18 protein-coding genes and 1 pseudogene are annotated in these 19,023 nt (G+C 68.6%); 16 read left to right on the top strand and 3 right to left on the bottom strand.

Annotation, left to right across the window (positions count from 1 at the left end; translation table 11 throughout):
• Window positions 1-140: 140 nt before the first annotated feature.
• The 11 genes and pseudogenes from QZ588_RS04365 to QZ588_RS04415 form a co-directional block, all read left to right on the top strand.
• A pseudogene (locus QZ588_RS04365) lies at window positions 141-2,543 on the top strand (glycosyl hydrolase family 65 protein); the annotation flags it as partial.
• 621 nt (window positions 2,544-3,164) lie between these two features.
• Window positions 3,165-4,562 carry a F0F1 ATP synthase subunit beta gene (gene atpD / locus QZ588_RS04370; RefSeq protein ID WP_295540300.1) on the top strand — a complete coding sequence of 466 codons (1,398 nt, stop codon included), beginning with the start codon at window positions 3,165-3,167 and terminating at the stop codon, window positions 4,560-4,562.
• On the top strand, window positions 4,555-4,983 hold the full coding sequence (locus QZ588_RS04375) for a F0F1 ATP synthase subunit epsilon (RefSeq protein ID WP_295540302.1): 429 nt from the start codon (window positions 4,555-4,557) through the stop codon (window positions 4,981-4,983). The genes atpD and QZ588_RS04375 overlap by 8 nt, the downstream gene beginning before the upstream one ends.
• The gene (locus tag QZ588_RS04380) at window positions 4,983-5,393 is read left to right on the top strand and encodes an AtpZ/AtpI family protein (RefSeq protein ID WP_295540304.1); all 411 of its coding nucleotides are present in this window, start codon (window positions 4,983-4,985) and stop codon (window positions 5,391-5,393) included. Before QZ588_RS04375 ends, QZ588_RS04380 begins: the two co-directional genes overlap by 1 nt.
• Entirely contained in the window at window positions 5,393-6,586 is a 1,194-nt protein-coding gene (locus tag QZ588_RS04385) for a cation:proton antiporter (RefSeq protein ID WP_295540306.1), read from the top strand. The genes QZ588_RS04380 and QZ588_RS04385 overlap by 1 nt, the downstream gene beginning before the upstream one ends.
• Window positions 6,583-6,966 (top strand): ATP synthase subunit I, encoded by a 384-nt coding sequence (locus tag QZ588_RS04390; RefSeq protein ID WP_295540308.1) that lies wholly within the window; start codon window positions 6,583-6,585, stop codon window positions 6,964-6,966. The genes QZ588_RS04385 and QZ588_RS04390 overlap by 4 nt, the downstream gene beginning before the upstream one ends.
• Entirely contained in the window at window positions 6,963-7,661 is a 699-nt protein-coding gene (locus tag QZ588_RS04395; RefSeq protein WP_295540309.1) for a F0F1 ATP synthase subunit A, read from the top strand. The genes QZ588_RS04390 and QZ588_RS04395 overlap by 4 nt, the downstream gene beginning before the upstream one ends.
• Window positions 7,662-7,795: 134 nt before the next feature.
• Window positions 7,796-8,068, top strand: a complete 273-nt coding sequence (locus QZ588_RS04400) for a F0F1 ATP synthase subunit C (RefSeq protein ID WP_295540311.1) — start codon at window positions 7,796-7,798, stop codon at window positions 8,066-8,068.
• A gap of 10 nt (window positions 8,069-8,078) precedes the next feature.
• The gene (locus QZ588_RS04405) at window positions 8,079-8,894 is read left to right on the top strand and encodes a hypothetical protein (protein ID WP_295540313.1); all 816 of its coding nucleotides are present in this window, start codon (window positions 8,079-8,081) and stop codon (window positions 8,892-8,894) included.
• A gap of 144 nt (window positions 8,895-9,038) precedes the next feature.
• Window positions 9,039-10,580 (top strand): alternate F1F0 ATPase, F1 subunit alpha, encoded by a 1,542-nt coding sequence (locus tag QZ588_RS04410; protein WP_295540315.1) that lies wholly within the window; start codon window positions 9,039-9,041, stop codon window positions 10,578-10,580.
• 25 nt (window positions 10,581-10,605) lie between these two features.
• A complete protein-coding gene (locus QZ588_RS04415) occupies window positions 10,606-11,526 on the top strand; it encodes a F0F1 ATP synthase subunit gamma (RefSeq protein ID WP_295540317.1) in 921 nt (306 codons plus the stop codon).
• 166 nt (window positions 11,527-11,692) lie between these two features.
• Here QZ588_RS04415 and QZ588_RS04420 read toward each other — a convergent pair whose 3' ends face one another.
• A complete protein-coding gene (locus tag QZ588_RS04420; RefSeq protein ID WP_295540319.1) occupies window positions 11,693-12,004 on the bottom strand; it encodes an antibiotic biosynthesis monooxygenase in 312 nt (103 codons plus the stop codon).
• A 276-nt stretch (window positions 12,005-12,280) separates the two neighbouring features.
• Between QZ588_RS04420 and QZ588_RS04425 the strand changes: the two genes are divergently transcribed.
• From QZ588_RS04425 to QZ588_RS04440, 4 genes are all read left to right on the top strand, one after another.
• A complete protein-coding gene (locus tag QZ588_RS04425; RefSeq protein ID WP_295540320.1) occupies window positions 12,281-13,564 on the top strand; it encodes an ABC transporter substrate-binding protein in 1,284 nt (427 codons plus the stop codon).
• Window positions 13,565-13,576: 12 nt separating this feature from the next.
• Window positions 13,577-14,464 (top strand): carbohydrate ABC transporter permease, encoded by an 888-nt coding sequence (locus tag QZ588_RS04430; RefSeq protein ID WP_295540322.1) that lies wholly within the window; start codon window positions 13,577-13,579, stop codon window positions 14,462-14,464.
• Window positions 14,464-15,297 carry a carbohydrate ABC transporter permease gene (locus QZ588_RS04435; protein WP_295540427.1) on the top strand — a complete coding sequence of 278 codons (834 nt, stop codon included), beginning with the start codon at window positions 14,464-14,466 and terminating at the stop codon, window positions 15,295-15,297. Before QZ588_RS04430 ends, QZ588_RS04435 begins: the two co-directional genes overlap by 1 nt.
• A gap of 127 nt (window positions 15,298-15,424) precedes the next feature.
• Window positions 15,425-16,765, top strand: coding sequence for a DNA methyltransferase (locus tag QZ588_RS04440; RefSeq protein WP_295540323.1), 1,341 nt, complete (start codon window positions 15,425-15,427; stop codon window positions 16,763-16,765).
• Between the two features lie 42 nt (window positions 16,766-16,807).
• Here QZ588_RS04440 and QZ588_RS04445 read toward each other — a convergent pair whose 3' ends face one another.
• Together QZ588_RS04445 and QZ588_RS04450 are read right to left on the bottom strand one after the other, a co-directional pair.
• Complete coding sequence (locus QZ588_RS04445; RefSeq protein ID WP_295540325.1) at window positions 16,808-17,434, bottom strand: hypothetical protein; 627 nt, start codon at window positions 17,432-17,434, stop codon at window positions 16,808-16,810.
• On the bottom strand, window positions 17,406-17,657 hold the full coding sequence (locus tag QZ588_RS04450) for a helix-turn-helix transcriptional regulator (protein ID WP_295540326.1): 252 nt from the start codon (window positions 17,655-17,657) through the stop codon (window positions 17,406-17,408). The genes QZ588_RS04445 and QZ588_RS04450 overlap by 29 nt, the downstream gene beginning before the upstream one ends.
• A gap of 124 nt (window positions 17,658-17,781) precedes the next feature.
• On the opposite strand from QZ588_RS04450, the gene QZ588_RS04455 reads away from it, so the two are divergent.
• Window positions 17,782-19,014 (top strand): site-specific DNA-methyltransferase, encoded by a 1,233-nt coding sequence (locus QZ588_RS04455; RefSeq protein WP_295540327.1) that lies wholly within the window; start codon window positions 17,782-17,784, stop codon window positions 19,012-19,014.
• Window positions 19,015-19,023 lie beyond the last annotated feature (9 nt).

The raw sequence follows: 19,023 nt of genomic DNA on the forward strand, positions 1-19,023 counted from the left end.
CGTATTCACGGCGTCCCCCGCCCGCTGCAACCCAGCCCGCAGACGCCTGCGCCGGACATTGACATGCGCCGGGTATAACCTCGGCACGAACCATCATAGGAGAGACGGCCATGAACGACTGGCATTGGCACTACCACGACTATCAACCCGCGCAGGAACGTCTGCGCGAAGCCCTCTGCACCCTGGGCAACGGCTACTTCGCCACCCGCGGCGCCGCGCCGGAGGCGGATGCCGACGAACATCACTATCCCGGCACCTATCTCGCCGGCGGCTACGACCGCGCCCGCAGCGAGGTGCACGGGCGCGTGGTGGAGAACGAGGATCTGGTGAACCTCCCAAATTGGCTGCCGCTGCGCCTGACCTTTGACGACGGCACCCGGTTTTCGCTGGATGCCGTCGACATCCTCGACTACCACCAGGGGCTGGACATGCGCAGCGGCGTGCTGGCGCGCGAGGTACGCTTTCGCGACGACAGCGGACGTACAACCAAGCTTCGCCAGCGCCGCCTGGTGCACATATCGCAGCAACATCTGGCGGCGCTGGAAACCGAGATCACCGCGGAGGACTGGTCGGGCAGCATCACCGTCGAAAGCGCCCTGGACGGCGGCGTCACCAACGCGGGCGTCGAGCGCTACCAGGGACTCGAAGGGCAGCATCTCGAGCCCCTGGCCACCGACCCCGTCGGCGAGGACGGCATCTGGCTCAAGGTCCGCACCCGCCAGTCGCGTCTGGAGATCGCACTGGCCGCCCGCACCCGGATCTACCGGGGCGAGCAGGCACTGGCCACTGAACCGAGCCTGCACCGGGACGGCGACCGCATCGGCCAGCGCTTCACGCTGCAACTCGACGCCGACCAGCCCCTCGTCATCGAGAAGTTGGTCGCCCTCTACACCTCGCGCGACGCCGCCATCAGCGAGTGCGGTCTCGCGGCCCGCGATGCCATCACCGACCTGCCGCGCTTCGCCGACTTGCTCACCACCAGCGCGCTCATCTGGCAGCAGCTCTGGCAACGCTTCGACCTGGAGCTGGCGCCAGCCAACGATGCCGACCAACGCACCGCCGCCATCCTCCACCTGCACCTGTTTCACCTGCTGGTGACCGCGGGTCCGCGGGTCATGGACCTGGACGCAGGCGTGCCCGCCCGCGGCCTGCATGGCGAGGCCTACCGCGGCCACATCTTCTGGGACGAGCTGTTCATCTTCCCCACACTCAACCTGCGCCTGCCGGAGATCACCCGCTCCCTGCTCCTGTACCGCTGGCGGCGCCTGCCCGCCGCCCGGGCCGCGGCACGCGAAGCCGGCTACCGCGGCGCCATGTACCCCTGGCAGTCCGGCAGCGACGGCCGCGAAGAGAGCCAGCAGCTGCACCTGAATCCGCGCTCCGGCCACTGGACTCCCGATGAGACGCACCTGCAGCGCCACGTCAACGCCGCCATCGCCTACAACATCTGGCAGTACTACCAGACCAGCGGCGACACCGAGTTCCTGTCCTTCTTCGGCGCCGAGATGCTGCTGGAGATCGCCCGCTTCTGGGCCAGTCAGGCGCAGCTCAACCAGAGCCTCGGCCGCTACGAGATCAAGGGCGTCGTCGGCCCGGACGAGTTCCATACCCACTATCCGGACCGCGAGGCGCCCGGTCTCGACAACCATGCCTACACCACGGTGATGGCCGTCTGGGTGCTGTGCCGGGCGCTGTCGCTGCCCGCGCATCTGCCGCGGGAGCGTTGGGACGAGCTGGTGGCGCAGCTGGGCATCACCCCCGACGAGCGCGACCACTGGGACACGGTGAGCCGTAAGCTGCGGGTGTGCTTTCACGGCGACGGCATCATCAGCCAGTTCGAGGGCTTCGAGCAGCTCCAGGAGCTGGACTGGGCCGGCTACCGCGAAAAGTACGGCGACATCCAGCGCCTGGATCGCATCCTGGAGGCCGAAGGCGACTCACCGAACCGCTACCAGGCCACCAAGCAGGCGGACGTGCTGATGCTCTTCTACCTGCTCTCCGCCGAGGTGGTGGCACAGCTGTTCGAGCGCCTCGGCTACGACTTCGACCCCGAAATGATCCCGCGCAACGTCGCCTACTACGGCGCGCGCACCAGCCATGGCTCCACGCTCAGCCGCGTCGTCGATGCCTGGGTGCTGGCGCGCTCGGACCGTCCGCGCTCCTGGCGGCTGTTCTGCGAGGCCGTCGAGAGCGATGTGGCAGACATCCAGGGCGGCACCACCGCCGAGGGCATTCACCTCGGCGCCATGGCCGGCACCGTCGACCTGATGCAGCGCTGCTACACCGGCATCGAAGTCCGCGACGAGCAGCTCTGGCTCAACCCCCTGCTGCCGGACGAGCTGACCAGCCTGCGGATTCGGCTGCGCTACCGCGGCCAGACACTGGCGCTGCACATCACCCATGAAGCAATACAGATCCGCGCCGTCTCGGCACAACTGGGTGCCATCCGCCTGCGCATCGACGACCGCAGCGTCATCCTGCAGCCCGGCGACTCCCAGGTCGTGCCCATCGCCGAGATGCCCGTCGCCGTACAGGGCCCCTGAGCGCCGGTGCAGCCAACCGGTCGCCCGGCGTTTCGCGTCGCGCTGTATCCCGCATCCCGGTTGATCGGCGCGGGAGATCGACGTACCGAATATCCGGCATCCGTCGGCGACGGAGTGATGCCCGTCCAGCGCCCTGGTGGACGGGCCGAAACGGTGCAGCGCAACCAGCGGCGGGGGCAAATCCCCCACGGCGCCGGGCAATGAGGCAGCGCCGGCCGGTGTCGGCGGACGGCTGCGTGCTGGCTCTCACGCCATCGTGTGGGGGGTCCTGGCGTCGATCGACGAACGGCGGCGCGTTCATGGTTGGTCAGTGCTGAGCGGCGGCGAAGCCCGACATCGCGCCTGTGCCCGCCGCCGCGGGCGGCGCCGGACGGTAGCAGCCGTCCGGCGGGCGTCGCCACCGGCGCAGCCCGGCGCGCCAGACTGACGGAAACGGCGATGCCCTGGCGCGTTCCTTGCGGCAATGCGCATGGCAGGTTGCCCGGCGAAAGGAGGTTCCTCGAAGGTGGCAGTGCATGCAGTCGACACGTTGGCATGGCAGCGGCAGCCCTCCCCGGATCTGCGCGTGACTGCCCTGCGGCGGTCATCGCGGCCGCAGGTCACTCTCACAGGGCCGCCGGCATGAGTCCGCCCCTGGACACATCCCAAGCCAAGGCCGGCCGTGTGATCTCCGTGCGCGGCAGCGTGGTGGACGTGGCCTTCCCGCCGCCGCTGCCGGTGCGCAATCAGGCGCTGCGCACGGGCGTCGACGATCAGATCGTGCTGGAGGTGCACAGCCTGCTGGAGCGCGAGCGGGTGCGCTGCATCGCGCTGACCCCCACCCGCGGCCTCGCCCGCGGCATGGCCGTGCGCGACACCGGCGGTCCGCTGACGGTGCCGGTGGGCGAGCCGCTGCTCGGGCGGATGCTGAACGTCTTCGGTGAAACCATCGACCGCGGCGAGTCGCTGACCGCGGGCAACCGCGCGGACATCGCCTACTGGCCCATCCACCGTCCGCCACTGCCGCTGGCCGAGCGGGTCACCCGCACCGAGATCTTCACCACCGGCATCAAGGCCCTGGACCTGCTGGCACCGCTGGAGGCGGGCGGCAAGGCCGGATTGTTCGGCGGCGCCGGCGTCGGCAAAACGGTGCTGATCACCGAGCTGATCCACAACATGGTGGGCCATTACCAGGGCATCAGCCTGTTCTGCGGCATCGGCGAGCGCTCGCGCGAGGCCGAGGAGCTTTACCGCGACATGCGCGACGCCCAGGTGCTCGACCATACGGTGATGGTGTTCGGGCAGATGAACGAGCCGCCGGGGGCGCGCTTTCGCGTCGGCCATGCGGCGCTCAGCATCGCCGAATGGTTCCGCGACCAGGCGCAGCGCAACGTGCTGCTGCTGATCGACAACATCTTCCGCTACGTACAATCCGGCACCGAGGTGTCCGAACTCATGGGGCGCATCCCCTCGCGCGTGGGCTACCAGCCGACGCTGGCCACCGAGCTGGCGGAGCTGGAGGAGCGCATCTGCAACTCACAGAGCGCCGCCATCACCTCGGTGCAGGCGGTCTACGTGCCCGCGGACGACCTCACCGACCCCGCCGCCGCGCACATCTTCGGGCACCTGTCCGCGTCCATCGTGCTGTCGAGAAAGCGCGCGAGCCAGGGTTTGTATCCCGCCGTGGACCCCCTGCAATCGGAGTCGAAAATGCTCACCCCCGCCATCGTCGGCGAGCGTCACTACCGGGTGGCGCAGGATGTCCGCGCCACCCTGGCGGAGTACGAAGAGCTCAAGGACATCATCGCCATGCTCGGCGAAGAGGAGCTCTCGCGCAGCGACCGCGCCACGGTGAGCCGGGCGCGGCGGCTGGAGCGGTTCCTCACCCAGCCATTCTTCACCACCGAGCACTTCACCGGCCAGCCCGGACAGCTGGTGGCGCTGGCGCAGACCCTGGATGGCTGCGAGCGCATCCTGGCGGGGGAATTCGCCGACGTGGACGAGCAGGCGCTGTACATGAAGGGGGCCCTCGATGGGTGAGCCCGCGCGCACCGGCGACGGCGAGCGGACCCTGCGGCTGCGGGTCTTTTTGCCCACCGAAACCCTGGTGGACGCACCGGTGGTGAAGGTCATCGCCGAGGCCGAAGACGGCGCGTTCTGCATCCTGCCGCGCCACGCGGACTGGGTGGCGGCGCTGGTGCCGGGCATCCTGCTCTATACCGACGCTGACCATGCCGAGCACCTGTGCGCCGTGGACACGGGCACGCTGGTGAAGGCCGGCGATGACGTGCGCGTCGCCTGCTTCAACGCCGTGCCCGGGGCCGATTGCGCGAGCCTGCGGCAGACGGTGGAGGACGCCTTCCGCAGCCTGGACGAGCACGAGCGCGAGACCCGCAGCGCCCTGGCGCGGCTGGAGGCCGGCACGCTCAGGCGCTTCATGCGGTGGGAGGCGGAGCACTGATGGCCGCACAGGATGCCCGGCGCGGGCGCGAGGAGTCGCAGACGGCGTCCGCACGCGCAGACGCTCCACAGCCATCCGGGGCCGCCGCCGATCATCAGGCGCAACGGCCGACGCATCCGCACCGGCCGCCGGAGCAACGCTTCCGCGACACCGTCGCCCGCAAGGCAGCGCGCAAGGCGCGCGCCCGCGCCGGCGAGGATCGCAGCATCTTTTTCTGGCTCGGCATGTTCGGCATGGTGGGCTGGGCGGTGGCCATTCCGACCCTCGCCGGCGTCGCACTCGGGCTCTGGCTGGATCGCATCTGGCCCGCCGCCGAGGCCTCCTGGACCCTGACCTGCCTGTTGCTGGGCGTCGCGCTGGGTGTGCTGAACGCCTGGTACTGGGTCAAGCGCGAAAGCGGGGATCACTGATGGAGCATGCGGGTCACTACGCCACGCAGGTGGCGCCGATGCTGATCACCATCGGCGCCATCTTCATCGCCGGGCTGCTGGCGGACCTCATCGGCCGCCACACGCCGCTGCCGCGGGTAACGCTGTTGCTGCTTGCGGGGGTTCTGGTGGGGCCCTCCGTGCTGGACCTGCTGCCGCCCTTCACCGAGCGCTGGTTCCCGGTGCTGACGAACATCGCCTTGGCCATGATCGGCTTTCTGATCGGCGGGCAACTGACGCCGGACGCGCTGCGCAAGCTCGGCCGGCGCGTGCTGGTGCTCTCCGCGAGCAAGGTGCTGCTCGCCAGCCTGTTCGTCGGCATCGGACTGCTGCTGGCGGGCGCCGGGCTCCAGGCGGCGCTGCTGCTGGCCGGTATCGCGCCGGCGACGGCCCCGGCGGCCACCTTTGATGTGGTGCACGAGGCCGGCGCCAACGGCGAATTCACGCAGACCCTGCTCGGCTTGGTGGCCATCGACGATGCCTGGGGCATCATGCTCTTCACCGTGCTCTTCAGCCTGGCACAGGTGCTCGGCGGCGCAGGCGGCGAGGCCCGCGAGCTCCTCGGCGCGGTCTGGGAACTGACGGGCGCGGTCGCCCTGGGAGCCCTCCTGGGTCTGCCCATGGCCTGGCTCACCGGCCGTGTGCGCGCCGGCGAGCCCACCCAGGCGGAGGCGCTGGGCTTCGTGATGCTGTGCTCCGGCATCGCGCTCTGGCTGGAGGTGTCTTACCTCCTCGCCTGCGTCACCCTCGGCGCCGTGGTGGCGAGCCGCGCGAAACATCACAGTCGTCCGTTCCAGGCCATCGAGGGCATCGAATGGCCCTACCTGATCCTCTTCTTCCTCCTCGCCGGCGCCGCGCTGGAGCTTGAGTCGTTACTGTCGGTGGGGCTCATCGGCGCCGTCTACATTCTGCTGCGCAGCGCGGGACTCTACGCCGGCGCGCAGCTGGGCGGCCGCCTGGGCGGTGCACCGCCACGCATCTACCACTGGATCGGCTTCGCGGTGCTGCCGCAGGCCGGCGTCGCCCTGGGTCTGGCCCTGGTGGCGGCGCAACGGTTCCCGGCGCTGGAGCAGCTCATCCTGCCGACGGTATTCGGCTCCACGGTGCTGTTCGAGCTGCTGGGACCGGTGGCCACGCGCTTCGCGCTGCGCCGCGCCGGCGAGGTGCCCGCATGAGCGCAGACGCGCACATGGCGGTCGTCGTAGCAGCCGCAGCCCTCGGCGCCGGCGCCGGGCTCGGCTGGCTGTTCTTCGCCGGACTCTATCGCACCGTGCGGGCGCTGGGCCGCTCGCGCCACCCGGCCCTGCTGCTGGGCGCAAGCTTGCTACTGCGCATGCTCCTGCTGCTAAGCGGATGCTGGGTGCTGTTGATGGCCGGCGAGCGGTGGGCCGGCGACGGCTGGGTGACGCTCGTGCCGGGACTGCTCGGCATCATCGCCGCCCGTGCGCTGCTACTGCGCCGCTTCCGGGAGCCCCGCGGCGGAGTGGCGGACAGCCCCGGGCCGACGACCGACGGCGCCGCGGATGACAATCCCGCCGGGAGGCAACCACGATGACCATCAGCCCCGATCAGATCATCCTCTGGCAGTGGGGACCGCTGCACATCAACGCGACCCTGGCCTACACCTGGCTCATCATGCTGCTGCTGACCGGCGGCGCCTGGCTCATCACCCGCCGGCTCAGCACCGGCCCCCGGCTCTCGCGCTGGCAGAACCTCCTGGAGGTGCTGGTGACCGGCCTGAAGGATCAGATCCGGGACGTGAGCCGGCAGGAGCCCGGGCAGTATCTGCCCTTCGTGGGCACGCTGTTCATCCTGATCGCAACCGCGAACCTGCTATCGGTGGTGCCCGGTTACATGCCGCCGACGGGCTCGCTGTCCACCACCATGGCGCTGGCGCTCTGCGTGCTCATCGCCGTGCCCCTCTACGGCGTGCTGCATCGCGGCCCGGCCGGCTATCTGCGTCGCTATGTGCAGCCCACGCCGCTGATGCTGCCGTTCAATCTCATCGGCGAGCTCTCGCGCACCGTCGCGCTCGCCGTGCGTCTCTACGGCAACATCATGAGCGGCACGGTCATCGTCGGCATCCTCATCAGCCTGACGCCCCTGCTGTTCCCCATCGTGATGCAGCTGCTAGGCCTGCTCACCGGCATGATCCAGGCATACATCTTTGCCGTGCTGGCGATGGTGTACATCGCTTCCGCCAGCTCGGCGCAGCATGAGCATGATGACGAGCGCGGACCCGGGGGCTAGGCGCGCCAACCGTCGCTCTCAGACCTGCACACCCGGGGCTACCGCCACCCGTTCCTCGAACCTCGAACCTCGAACCTCGAACCTCGAACCTCGAACCTCGAACCTCGAACCTCGAACCTCGAACAGTAAACGACATGGACCCTCAAGCCCTCATCGCCATCGCTTCCATTGTCACCGCCGGCATCACCATCGCCATCGGCGCCATCGGCCCGGCCCTCGGCGAGGGTCGCGCGGTGGCGCAGGCGCTCACCGCCATGGCGCAGCAGCCGGACGAGTCCGCGACCATCACCCGTACGCTGTTCGTGGGGCTGGCGATGATCGAGTCCACGGCGATTTACTGCTTCGTGGTGTCCATGATCCTGATCTTCGCCAACCCGTTCTGGAACCAGGTCGCCGCCGGCGGTTGAGGCTGGCGTCATGCAAATCGACTGGCTCACCGTCGCCGCCCAGATCATCAATTTTCTGGTGCTGGTCTGGCTGCTGAAGCACTTCCTGTACGCACCGGTGACGGCGGCGATGGCCCGCCGGGAGGCACGCATCGCCGAGCGCGTGACCGCCGCCCGCGAGCGTGAGGACGCCGCTGAGCGCGAGCGCGGGCGCCTGCATGCGCGTATGGACCGGCTCGAAGAGCGCCGCGACGCGGTGCTGGAGCAGGCCCGGGAGGAGGCGGAGCGCGAAAAGCAGCGTCTGCTCGACGAGGCCCGGGCCGAGGTGGATGACAAGCGCGAGCACTGGCACCAGCAGCTGCGCGACGAGCAGCGCGCGTTCCTCAAACAGCTGCGCCGGCGGACTACCGAGGGCTTCGCAGACCTTGCCCGCAAGGCGCTCTCGGACCTCGCCGACGTCGGACTGGAGGACCGCATGGTGGCCACCCTGGGGGCCTGGCTGGACAACCTCGACGAGGACGAGCGCCAAGCGTTTCGCAGCAGCCGCGAGCTCGTCGTCAGCACCGGCTTCGCGCTCGACGACAACCGCCGCGGCCGCCTGGGCGAGCTGGTCCGTGCGCACTTCGGCGCTGACAAGCACCCCGACTTCGAGCACGACCCGGCGTTGGTGTGCGGCATCGCCCTCACCGCCGGCGGCCGCCGGCTCGCCTGGAGCCTGGCGGACTACCTCGACAACTTCGAGCGCACGCTCGCCGAGCACCTGGACCAACACCCGGGCGAGCGCACCGACACCGCATCCAATACCGAGCCCGAGTCCGAGCGCCAAGCGGATGCGGCGACGGGCTGACTGGAAGCTATTGTGGCCGCAAGCCGCTCACCCGGCCGTCGCCGAAGCGGCTCGACCACCGGATGTGTCAGCACCAGGCGCTGAGCCGCCGTCATCCTGCGCCCACCCACGCACTTCAAACGCCAAACGTCCCAAGACTTCATCGTGCTCCTGCAAACGCTCGACCAAAGCTTCACCAACATCCGCGACGCCGTGGCGCAAGCCCGGGGCGGTCCGACGCTGGACGACGTCGGCACGCTATTGGCGCTCGGCGGCGGCATCGCCCGTATCGACGGGCTGCCCCGGCTGGGCGCCGAAGCGCTGGTGGAACTGCCGGGGGGCGTGCTCGGGCTCGCCGTGAACCTGGATGAGACGGCGCTGGGGGTCGTGCTGCTGGGAGATAGCGGGGAACTGCGCCCGGGCATGCGCGTGCGCGCCACCGGCCGCGAGGCGGACACCCCCGTGGGGGAGGCGCTGCTCGGTCGGGTCGTCGACGCCACCGGCCGGCCCCTCGATGGCGGCGGCCTGCCGAAGACCGGTGAGCGCCGGCCCATCGAGCGTCCGGCCCCGGCCATCATGGATCGCGCACCGGTGAGCGTGCCGCTGATGACCGGCATCAAGGCCGTGGACGCCATGATCCCCATCGGTCGCGGTCAGCGCGAGCTCATCGTCGGCGACCGCCAAACCGGCAAGTCGCAGGTGGCGCTGGATGCCATCATCAACCAGCGCCGCGAGCGCGCGGGCGGCGACGGCGCCCGGGAGGTCATCTGCATCTACTGCGCCATCGGCCAGCGCGGCACCGCCGTCGCCCGCGCCGTCGAAAGCCTGCGGCGGGAGCAGGCCATGGCGCACAGCATCGTCGTCGCCGCCTCCGGCGAGGACCCGCCGGGCCTGCAGTTCATCACGCCCTATGCGGCCACCGCCATGGGCGAGTTTTTCATGGACCAGGGCCGCGATGTGCTCATCGTCTACGACGACCTCACCCGCCACGCCCGCGCCTACCGCGAGCTCTCCCTGTTGCTGCGCCGACCCCCGGGCCGCGAGGCCTTCCCGGGGGACATCTTCTATATCCACTCGCGCCTGCTGGAGCGGGCGACGCACCTGCGCGAGGAGCGCGGCGGCGGGTCACTCACGGCGCTGCCGGTGGTGGAGACCCAGGCCCAGGACATCAGTGCCTATATCCCCACCAATCTCATCTCCATCACCGACGGCCAGATCTATCTGTCGCCGACGCTGTTCCGCAAGGGGATGCTGCCGGCCATCGACATCGGCCGCTCGGTGTCGCGGGTCGGCGGCAAGACCCAGTACCCGAGCTTTCGCCGGGTGTCGGGGGATCTCAAGCTCGCCTACACCCAGTTCGAAGAGCTGGAGACCTTCGCGCGCTTCGCCACCCGCCTGGACGAGCGCACCAGGCAACGCATCGCCCACGGCCGCCGGGTGCGGCAGATCCTGCGCCAGGACGCCGCGAGCCCCCTCGCCCCCTGGCAGCAGATCGCGGCGCTGCTGGCCACCAAGGCAGGCCTCCTGGACCAGGTGCCGCTGGATGCCGTCGCCGGGGCCGAGCAGCGCATCCGCGCGCGTGTGCGCGCCGAGCACGCCGACCTCTGCGAGCGCATCGATACCGGCCGCGCGCTGGACGACGACGCCTGGGAGACGCTGACGCAGACGGCCCGGGCCGCCATCGCGGACCTACCGGAAGCGCACTGACGACGCGCATCCCAGAGCGAGCATCATGGCCAGCATCGAATCGCTGAAGCAGCGCATGGAGAACCTGGACGATCTGCAGCAGATCGTGCGGACCATGAAAGCGCTGTCCGCGGTCAGCATCCGCCAGTACGAGCAGGCCGCCGCGGCGCTGGCCGAGTACGAGGGCAGCGTCGAGCTCGGGCTGCGCGCGGTGCTGCGGGAGATGCCGATGGCCGCCGCGCCGGGCAGCACCGACGGCGGTGCGGGCGATGGGTCGGGCGACGAGTTGGGCGATGGGCCGGGTGATCGATCCGACGGGGCCGCCGCGGTCATCGTCCTCGGCACCGACCACGGCCTCTGCGGGCGCTTCAACGAAGCCATCGTCGAGCATGTCCTGCAGCGGGCCCCGAAGGCCGGGGCGGTGCGCCACTGGCTCGCCGTCGGCGAGCGCGTCGCACCGGGCCTTGAGTCCGTCGCCGGCGGCGGCGTGGAGATCTTCCCCACCCCAAGCGCCGCCGCGGGCATCACCGCCATCGTGCAGCGGCTGCTGCTGCGCGTCGACGCCTGGCAATCCGAGGGCGTCGCGCACGTCTACCTTTACCACAACCGCCCGACGGGTCGCAGCGGCTACGAGCCCCGGGACCAGCGCCTCTTCCCGCTGGATCCGGCCCACTTCCGCCGGCGGGCGCAGGCACCCTGGCCGTCGCGCCGGCTACCGCGCTATACCCTGCCCCGCGGCCGGCTGCTCGGCCATCTGCTGCGCCAGCATTATTTCAGCGTGCTGTTTCGCTGCTGTGCCGAGTCCCTGGCCGCCGAGCATGGCAGCCGCCTCAAAGCCATGCAGGCCGCGGAGAAGAACCTGGACGAGCGCCTGGAGGACATCACCGGCCGCTACCGCCGCGAGCGCCAGGCCACCATCACCAGCGAGCTGCTGGACGTGGTGGCGGGCTTCGAGGCGGCGTCCTGAAACGCCACCGGACCGGTTCCCGGTCACAACATGCCCCGCCAGAGGGGAATCCCGTCCCGGTACCCCGCCCTGCATCAGCAGTGCCTCGAGTTGCCCACGCAGCGCGCACAAGGCCGGGGCCTTGTTGCGCGCCAGAGCAGTCACAGGGACGTGAGTCGTCGGTGAGTTATTCGCCCGCCTTCGCCGTGATAATCACCTCGAACGCCTCCAACCGGCCCTCTCCCGCGTAGGCATCCTTCGGCAGCGGGTTCGCGTGGGCGACCTTGAAGTCCTCGGACTTGATCCAGGCATCGAACGCGGCGCGATCCTCCCACACGGTCTGCACCACATAGGGCGTGTCCTCGGTCTGCGGGCGCATCACTTCCATGCGCACGAACCCGGGCTGCTGCTCGACCTGGCCCGCACGACGGCGGAAGCGCTCCTCGAACTGCTCGTGCCAAGCCGGCGCGACCGGGACTCGGTTGGTGACGACGTACATGCTGAAATCCTCCGGGTGGCGGGCTTGCGCCGGCGCAACGGCGCCGGCGCCAGCAAACGGCCGCTGATGGTGACCGCATCACAAGCGGTTTGGCAAGGGTCGTGCCGCTGCCCGACCGTCGGCCGGGTGACCCCTCGGCGGGGCGAACTGTCCGTCAGCGTCAGCGGCCTATCCTCCAGCTCCGGGACTTGCCGGACGACATCTGCAAACTGCTAGAGTGCTGGTGGCAGGCTTGCGGACGATGTCCAGACGCCCACCTGGCCACAGAGCATGACCATGATCGGAACAGGCACCACCGCCCGAGCCCGCCGCCCCAGGCCGGCGAGCCAATCCCTGGCCATGCTGCTGCTGGCCCTCATCGTCGGCCTGGGCGGCTGCGACGGCGGGGCGCCGGCGGTGCCGGCCCTCAACTGGTATGTCTTCGACGAGCCCTCCGGCGCCTTTGCCGAAGCGGCGCGACGCTGCGCCGAGCAGTCCGACGGCGCCTATCGGGTGGTGCTGCAGCCGCTGCCGGCGGACGCCGACCGCCAGCGCGAGCAGTTGGTGCGTCGGCTCGCGGCGGGGGACAGCGCCATCGACCTCATCGGCATGGATGTCATCTGGACACCGGAGCTCGCCGCCGCGGGCTGGATTCTGCCCTGGCCCCAGGACCTGGCCCAACGGGCCCGCGCCGGACGCATCCAGGCCACCGTGGACAGCGCCAGCTGGGAAGATCGGCTCTGGGCGGCGCCCTTTACAACCAATACCCAACTCCTGTGGTACCGCACCGACCGCGTGACCACCCCGCCGGCGACCTGGGATGCCATGATCCGCCAGGCCGAGGCGCTGGGCGCCGATGGCAGCATCCAGGCCCAGGGCGCCCGCTACGAGGGGCTGACCGTGCTGTTCGTGTCGCTGCTGGCGTCCGCCGGCGGCAGCGTGCTGAACGCCGACGGCAGCGAGCCTGCGCTGCCCGAAGAGCCCACGCGCCGGGCGCTGGCGGTCATGCGCCGCCTCGCCCGCTCACCGGCAACGCCGCCCGGGCTCGCCGGCGCCCGCGAGGATCAGGCGCGGCTCGCCTTCGAGGCTGGCGGAGCCGCCTTCATGGTCAACTACACCTATGTCTGGCCGAGCGCCCGGGCCAATGCGCCCGCCGTCGCCCGGCACATGCATTGGGCACGCTGGCCGGCGGTGGCCCCGGGCCGGCCGAGCCGGGTCGCCATCGGCGGTATCAACCTCGGCGTCGGCGCCTACACCGAGCATCCGGAGCTCGCCCTGCGGGCCGCCGCCTGCATCGCCGGCGCCGAGCATCAGCGACTCGCCGCCCGGCGCGGCGGGCTGCCGCCGACGACGGCGGCACTCTATGATGACCCGGCGGTGCGCGAGACCTTCCCGTTCGCGGACCTGCTGCGCGCGACACTGCAAGATGCCGTGCAGCGCCCGCGCACACCGCTCTACAACGACGTCTCCCTCGCCATCAACCGGACCCTGCATCCGATGGCCAATATCGACCCCGAGCGCGATGCGGCGCGCCTGCGCGAGGCCGTGGCGCGGGCCCTCCACTCCCGGGGCCTACTATGACCAAAGTCGCCCATGAAGCCCGCTGATCCCACCGAAGAACGCCTGGGCTGGCTCCTGTGCAGCCCGGCCGTGCTGGCCATGCTGGTGGTCACGGCCTATCCGATCCTCTACGCGGTTTGGCTGTCGCTGTTTCGTTACGACCTGCGCTTTCCGCAGGAGCGCGCCTTCGTCGGCCTCGCCAACTATGCGGGCGTGCTGACCTCGCCGGTATGGTGGGAGTCCCTCGCCAACACCGCCGTCATCACCCTGGGCTCGGTGAGCCTGGAGCTGGTGCTGGGCATGGGGCTCGCACTGGTGATGCACCGGGTGCTGTTCCTGCGCCGCAGCGTGCGCGCGGCGGTACTGGTGCCCTATGCCGTCATCACCGTGGTGGCCGCGCTGGCGTGGAAGTTCGCCTTCGACCCGGTGACGGGCTTCGTCAATCCCTGGCTGGGTGTGGAGCATGCGTGGCTCACGGAGCGCTGGTCCGCCTTCGTGGTGATCATCCTGACCGAGGTCTGGAAGACGACCCCGTTCATGGCCCTGCTGCTGCTGGCGGGCCTGACTCTGGTGCCGCAGGATCTGCTGGATGCGGCCCGCGTGGACGGCGCCAATGCGGTGCAGCGCTTCTTCCGCGTCACGCTGCCGCTGATGACAAATACCCTGCTCGTTGCACTGTTGTTCCGCACCCTGGATGCCTTTCGCATCTTCGATACCGTCTACGTGCAGACCCGCGGCGCCCAGGGCACCGAGACCGTCTCCATCGTCGGCTATCACGCGCTGGTGACCCGGCTCAACCTCGGGCTCGGCTCCGCGGTGTCGGTGCTGATCTTCGCCTGCGTCGTCGCCATCGCCGTGCTCTTCGTGCGCGGCTTCGGCGCGAGCTTCTCGGCGCAGGAGTCCGGAGAGGACGGGCAATGATGGCGCGCGCGAGCCTGCTGGACCGGCTCTTCTGGCGCCTCGGCAGCCTGCTGGTGATGGCCTATGCGCTGCTGCCCATGGCCTGGATACTGTCCCTGTCGCTGAAGCCCGCGGCGGATCTGGGCGACCAGCGCTTCCTGCCGCAGCGCATCAGCCTGGAGCACTACCGGGCCATCTTCGCCGATGACCAGTTCCCGGCGGCGCTGTGGAACTCCATCGGCATCGCCAGCATCGCCACGCTACTGGCGGTGCTATTGGCGATGTTCGCCGCCTACGCCATCGTGCGGCTGCGTTTCCGCGGCCGGCAGCTGGTGCTGGCGGCGGCGCTGTCCATCGCCATGTTCCCGCCGGTGGCGGTTATCGGGCCGTTGTTCGAGCTCTGGCGCAATCTCGGGCTGTACGACACCTGGCCCGGGCTGATCCTGCCCTACATGACCTTCACACTGCCGCTGGCCATCTGGACCCTCTCGGCCTTCTTCCGCGAGATCCCCTGGGACCTGGATCAGGCGGCACGGGTGGACGGGGCCACGCGGCTGCAGGCGTTCCGCCATGTCATCGTGCCGCTGGCGGCGCCGGGCGTGTTCACCGCCGCGATCCTGGTGTTCATCTTCGCCTGGAACGACTTTCTGTTCGCCGCCGCGCTCACCTCCACCAACAACGCCCGCACCGTGCCCGCGGCCATCGCCTTCTTCACCGGCAGTTCCCGCTTCGAGCTGCCCACGGGCTCCATCGCCGCGGCCTCGGTGGTAGTGACGCTGCCGGTGACCCTGCTGGTGGTGGTCTTCCAGCGCCGCATCGTCGCCGGACTGACGGCGGGGGCGGTGAAGGGATGAGAGCAGCCTCCAGTAGGCTCGAGGGGCTGAGGGCTGGGGGCTGGGAGTTGCGACTCGAGCAAGCGTGGGCCATCCTCGGCGGCGCGCCGGCAGACTCGATTTCGGACAAACAAAGGACAGACCCGAGTTGGACGACCCTCTGACGCAGGCCTTTCCCGCCTGCCTTTTACCAGACAACCTGACACTCATCCCGGGTCTGCGTGAGGTCTACGAGCTGCACTTGGCCTGGCTGGAGGCGCAGACGCTGTCCGGCGCCGCACTCGTCCAACAGGCGGCATACTTCTGCTCCGTCGACGGGCGCCCCACGCGGCACTTTCTGACCTGCGTCGGCGAGACCCTGAAGCTCCCCGACTTCTCCTCGGCGCGGCTCAGGTCATTCTTCAAGACCAACAGCTTCCGCACCGGGTACGCCACACATGGGCTTTTCCCCTATCGGGGCAAGTTTCACCCACAGATGGTCCGAGGTATTCTGAACGTGATCGGCGTCGGCCCCGGTAAGACGGTTTTGGACCCGATGATGGGCTCGGGCACCGTGCCGATCGAGGCGGCTTTGCTGGGTGCCGATGCGATTGGCGTCGACATCAGCCCCTTTTGCGCGTTCATGACCGAGACCAAGGCGTCCGGGCTCACCATGTCCCTAGCGCGGGCGGAGGGCGCATGGACGAAGGCCGAAACGACGTTCGATTACTTCGTCCGCCGCCACGGTGTCGCACTTTCCACTGCCGGGCAGCAGCTGGCGCAGGACGACGATCTACGTCGGGTCATGGAGGAGGGAACCGACTATGTGGTGTCCGGCCGTCGTTTCCGTGATCGCGAGACGGCGGAGACCTATGCGTTGCTGTTGCTGGCGTTCCTGGACACCATGGGCTACACGCAACGCTCGCAACGGAAGCCGCCGCTAGAACAGTTCCAAGGCGTCCTAGAACGGTATCTCCACTGCTGCCGCAAGTTCCAGCAGGTCCGCGGCGCTCAGGGCTTCGATCTGGGCCGGATCGACGCTCGACAAGGCGATGCACGGCAGCTTGACCTCGCCGACGAGTCCGTGGACGCGATCCTGTTCTCTCCACCGTACAGCTTCGCAATCGACTACGCCAAGAACGACGCCTTCCACCTGGCCGCCTTGGGCGCCGACCGCGCGCACCTCGACAAAAGCATGATCGGGTTGCGCGGCGGCAGCAGACTTGCTGACAAGTACGACTGCTACCTGGAGGACATGAACGGCGCGCTGCGCGAGTGCCACAGAGTGCTGAAGCAAGGGTGCCACTGTGTCATCGTTGTCGGCACCAACAACAACCAACTGAGCAAGGTGCTCAAGCTGCCCGCGGATCAAGTGATCGGGCTGCACAAGATCTTGCGCGACGCTGCCGAATCGCTTGGTTTCTCGTTCAGCGCGGAGATACCGCGCGCCATCAAGGGCATTGCAAACACGATGCGCGAGGAATACATCGTGTTTCTGAAGAAGGAGTAACAACCACACTACGCCCGCACGGCAAGCGACCGCTTGCGGGCGCTATCGCAAAGCCCGACCGTCCGTGCCCTTTGGGATCTTCGGCACATCGAAGCTCTCGGCATCATGCTCGACGACGACAATGCGCAGCGCGCCGTTGATGCCGGTCAGATCTCGCCAAAGGCCAAAGTAGGGCTCCAACTCGCCGATGTTGCCGATGCGGTCGGTCAAGTAGATTTTGAGTCGGTTGCTGGGCACGACGAGAAAGCTGCCGATGGTCGCCGTCTCCTTCATAGTGAGGAACAGCTTATTCAGTGCCCGATGGCTGGATGAGATGTTCCCCGTCTCCCACTCAAAGGCGACAAAGCCCTCCGGCGTCGTCTTCAAGGCATCCAAGTCACCGGTGCGCAGGACACTGGAGCCGACATCGGGCAGCCGCTCGACGTCCCAGCCGCGCTCACGAAGGGCGCGGATGCACGGTACCTTGATAAGCTTGACGCCGTTGCCCTCGCCGCTCTTCTTGCCGCTCTCCGGATAGATGGTGAAAGATCCGGCCCCCTGCGGCCAATCCGTCAGCGCGACGGCCTCGCGCACATCATCCCAGGCTTGCTGCAAGGCTGCCGAGCGCTGGAACAGCTCCGGATTTAGGATGTCGTGATACTCAAGAAGCCGCACGGTTCCATCCTCCATGGGCCAAGACCCTGGCGACTTCAGCCACCAGCTGTTCCGGGCGAACGCCGAGCGGGCCGGCAAGCTGGAGGATGGTCGTCAGCGACGGCTGCCGCAGACCCCGCTCCAATAGCGAGATGAACGTCCGGTCCAGCTCGCTCTCCTGCGCCAATGCCTCCTGCGACAGTGAGCGCCTGCGCCGCAGATCGCGCAGCACAATGCCGAAAGCCTGCTCAGGCTCCATGTTCCGCTCCGACCGGATAGCAGTCGGCAGCCTAAGCACCCATCAGACAATAGTCGACGGACTATAGTCTTCAGGTTGTACTCCCCTCGTGCTAGGATGCCCGCGGGACAACAGAGGATAGTCGATGAGCTTCTCCGATCAGTTCTTCCGTGCCCTCGACGTCGCGCCTGGTGATCGACGCGAGATCAATGACTTCGCTGAGCGCAGCGGCGTGCCGGTGGCGCGGCTGCGTCACTACAACGACGCCAACATACTGCCGAGCGGCGAAGACCTGCCGCAGGTGCTCGCGGCGGCGGGCATCACAGAACTCGAGCTGATGCTCGCGATGGGCCGCCTGTCCCGCGAGACGCTGAACGCCATCCAAGCCAATGCGGCGACCGTTGCCAAGCTGCTGGAGCCGCAGCCGGCATCCGACGCGCAGCCGCAGGCCGCCACCACCGCACCTCGCGTCACGCTGGAAACCCACCTGGGCCGTCTCTATGAAGGCGACTGCATGGACCTGATGCCCACCCTGGACAGCGATTCGGTGGACATGATCTTTGCCGACCCGCCCTTCAATTTGAAAAAGCTCTACCCATCCAGCATCGACGACAATCTCAAGACCGAGCGCTACCTGGAATGGTGCGAGTCCTGGCTCACCGAGTGCATCCGCCTCCTTAAGCCCGGCGGCGCCCTGTTTGTCTGGAACCTCCCGCGCTGGAACGCCGAGCTCGCCGCCTTCCTGAACGGCCGGCTGAGCTTCGTCCACTGGATCGCCGTGGACATCAAGTACAGCCTACCCATCCAGCGCCGGTTATACCCGTCCCATTATTCCCTGCTTTACTACGTGAAAGGACCGCAGGCGCGCGTCTTCCACCCGGACCGCCTGCCCATGCAGGTCTGCCCCCACTGCGCCGGCGACCTGCGCGACTACGGCGGCTACAAGGCCAAGATGAACCCGAAAGGAGTCAACCTCTCCGATGTCTGGTGGGACGTGTCCCCGGTGCGGCACGCCAAGTACAAGCGCCGCAACGGCGCGAACGAGCTGCCCCTCAAGGTCTTGGACCGGGTGGTCGAGCTGTCGACGGACGAGGGAGATCTCGTCTTCGATCCTTTCGGCGGGGCCGGCACCACCTACATGGCAGCGGAGCTCAAGGCCCGCCGCTGGCTTGGTATCGAGATTGGTCCGACGGACGACATTGTGCGGCGGTTCGCGGAGCTCGAGCAAGACCGCAAGATCCTGGCCGATCAGAGGAACAAACTGAACGCGCTCTTTCCAACGGAGGTGCTCATCGCTAGGGAACGGGCGGGTTGGTGGACTACTGAATCGGTCCGGCACAAGCCTCAAAATGTCAAGAACAACCTGAACCTCGGCTAAACATTTGGA

This window comes from uncultured Thiohalocapsa sp., from assembly GCF_913062725.1.
Lineage (GTDB): Bacteria > Pseudomonadota > Gammaproteobacteria > Chromatiales > Chromatiaceae > Thiohalocapsa.

Coding starts and splice junctions, on each gene's coding strand:
- QZ588_RS04420 (WP_295540319.1), bottom strand. CDS start 12,004: ATGTACGTCGTCACCAACCGAGTCCCGGTCGCGCCGGCTTGGCACGAG.
- QZ588_RS04405 (WP_295540313.1), top strand. CDS start 8,079: ATGCAAATCGACTGGCTCACCGTCGCCGCCCAGATCATCAATTTTCTG.
- QZ588_RS04400 (WP_295540311.1), top strand. CDS start 7,796: ATGGACCCTCAAGCCCTCATCGCCATCGCTTCCATTGTCACCGCCGGC.
- QZ588_RS04425 (WP_295540320.1), top strand. CDS start 12,281: ATGATCGGAACAGGCACCACCGCCCGAGCCCGCCGCCCCAGGCCGGCG.
- QZ588_RS04395 (WP_295540309.1), top strand. CDS start 6,963: ATGACCATCAGCCCCGATCAGATCATCCTCTGGCAGTGGGGACCGCTG.
- QZ588_RS04380 (WP_295540304.1), top strand. CDS start 4,983: ATGGCCGCACAGGATGCCCGGCGCGGGCGCGAGGAGTCGCAGACGGCG.
- QZ588_RS04415 (WP_295540317.1), top strand. CDS start 10,606: ATGGCCAGCATCGAATCGCTGAAGCAGCGCATGGAGAACCTGGACGAT.
- QZ588_RS04390 (WP_295540308.1), top strand. CDS start 6,583: ATGAGCGCAGACGCGCACATGGCGGTCGTCGTAGCAGCCGCAGCCCTC.
- QZ588_RS04430 (WP_295540322.1), top strand. CDS start 13,577: ATGAAGCCCGCTGATCCCACCGAAGAACGCCTGGGCTGGCTCCTGTGC.
- atpD (WP_295540300.1), top strand. CDS start 3,165: ATGAGTCCGCCCCTGGACACATCCCAAGCCAAGGCCGGCCGTGTGATC.
- QZ588_RS04455 (WP_295540327.1), top strand. CDS start 17,782: ATGAGCTTCTCCGATCAGTTCTTCCGTGCCCTCGACGTCGCGCCTGGT.
- QZ588_RS04385 (WP_295540306.1), top strand. CDS start 5,393: ATGGAGCATGCGGGTCACTACGCCACGCAGGTGGCGCCGATGCTGATC.
- QZ588_RS04445 (WP_295540325.1), bottom strand. CDS start 17,434: ATGGAGGATGGAACCGTGCGGCTTCTTGAGTATCACGACATCCTAAAT.
- QZ588_RS04375 (WP_295540302.1), top strand. CDS start 4,555: ATGGGTGAGCCCGCGCGCACCGGCGACGGCGAGCGGACCCTGCGGCTG.
- QZ588_RS04450 (WP_295540326.1), bottom strand. CDS start 17,657: ATGGAGCCTGAGCAGGCTTTCGGCATTGTGCTGCGCGATCTGCGGCGC.
- QZ588_RS04435 (WP_295540427.1), top strand. CDS start 14,464: ATGGCGCGCGCGAGCCTGCTGGACCGGCTCTTCTGGCGCCTCGGCAGC.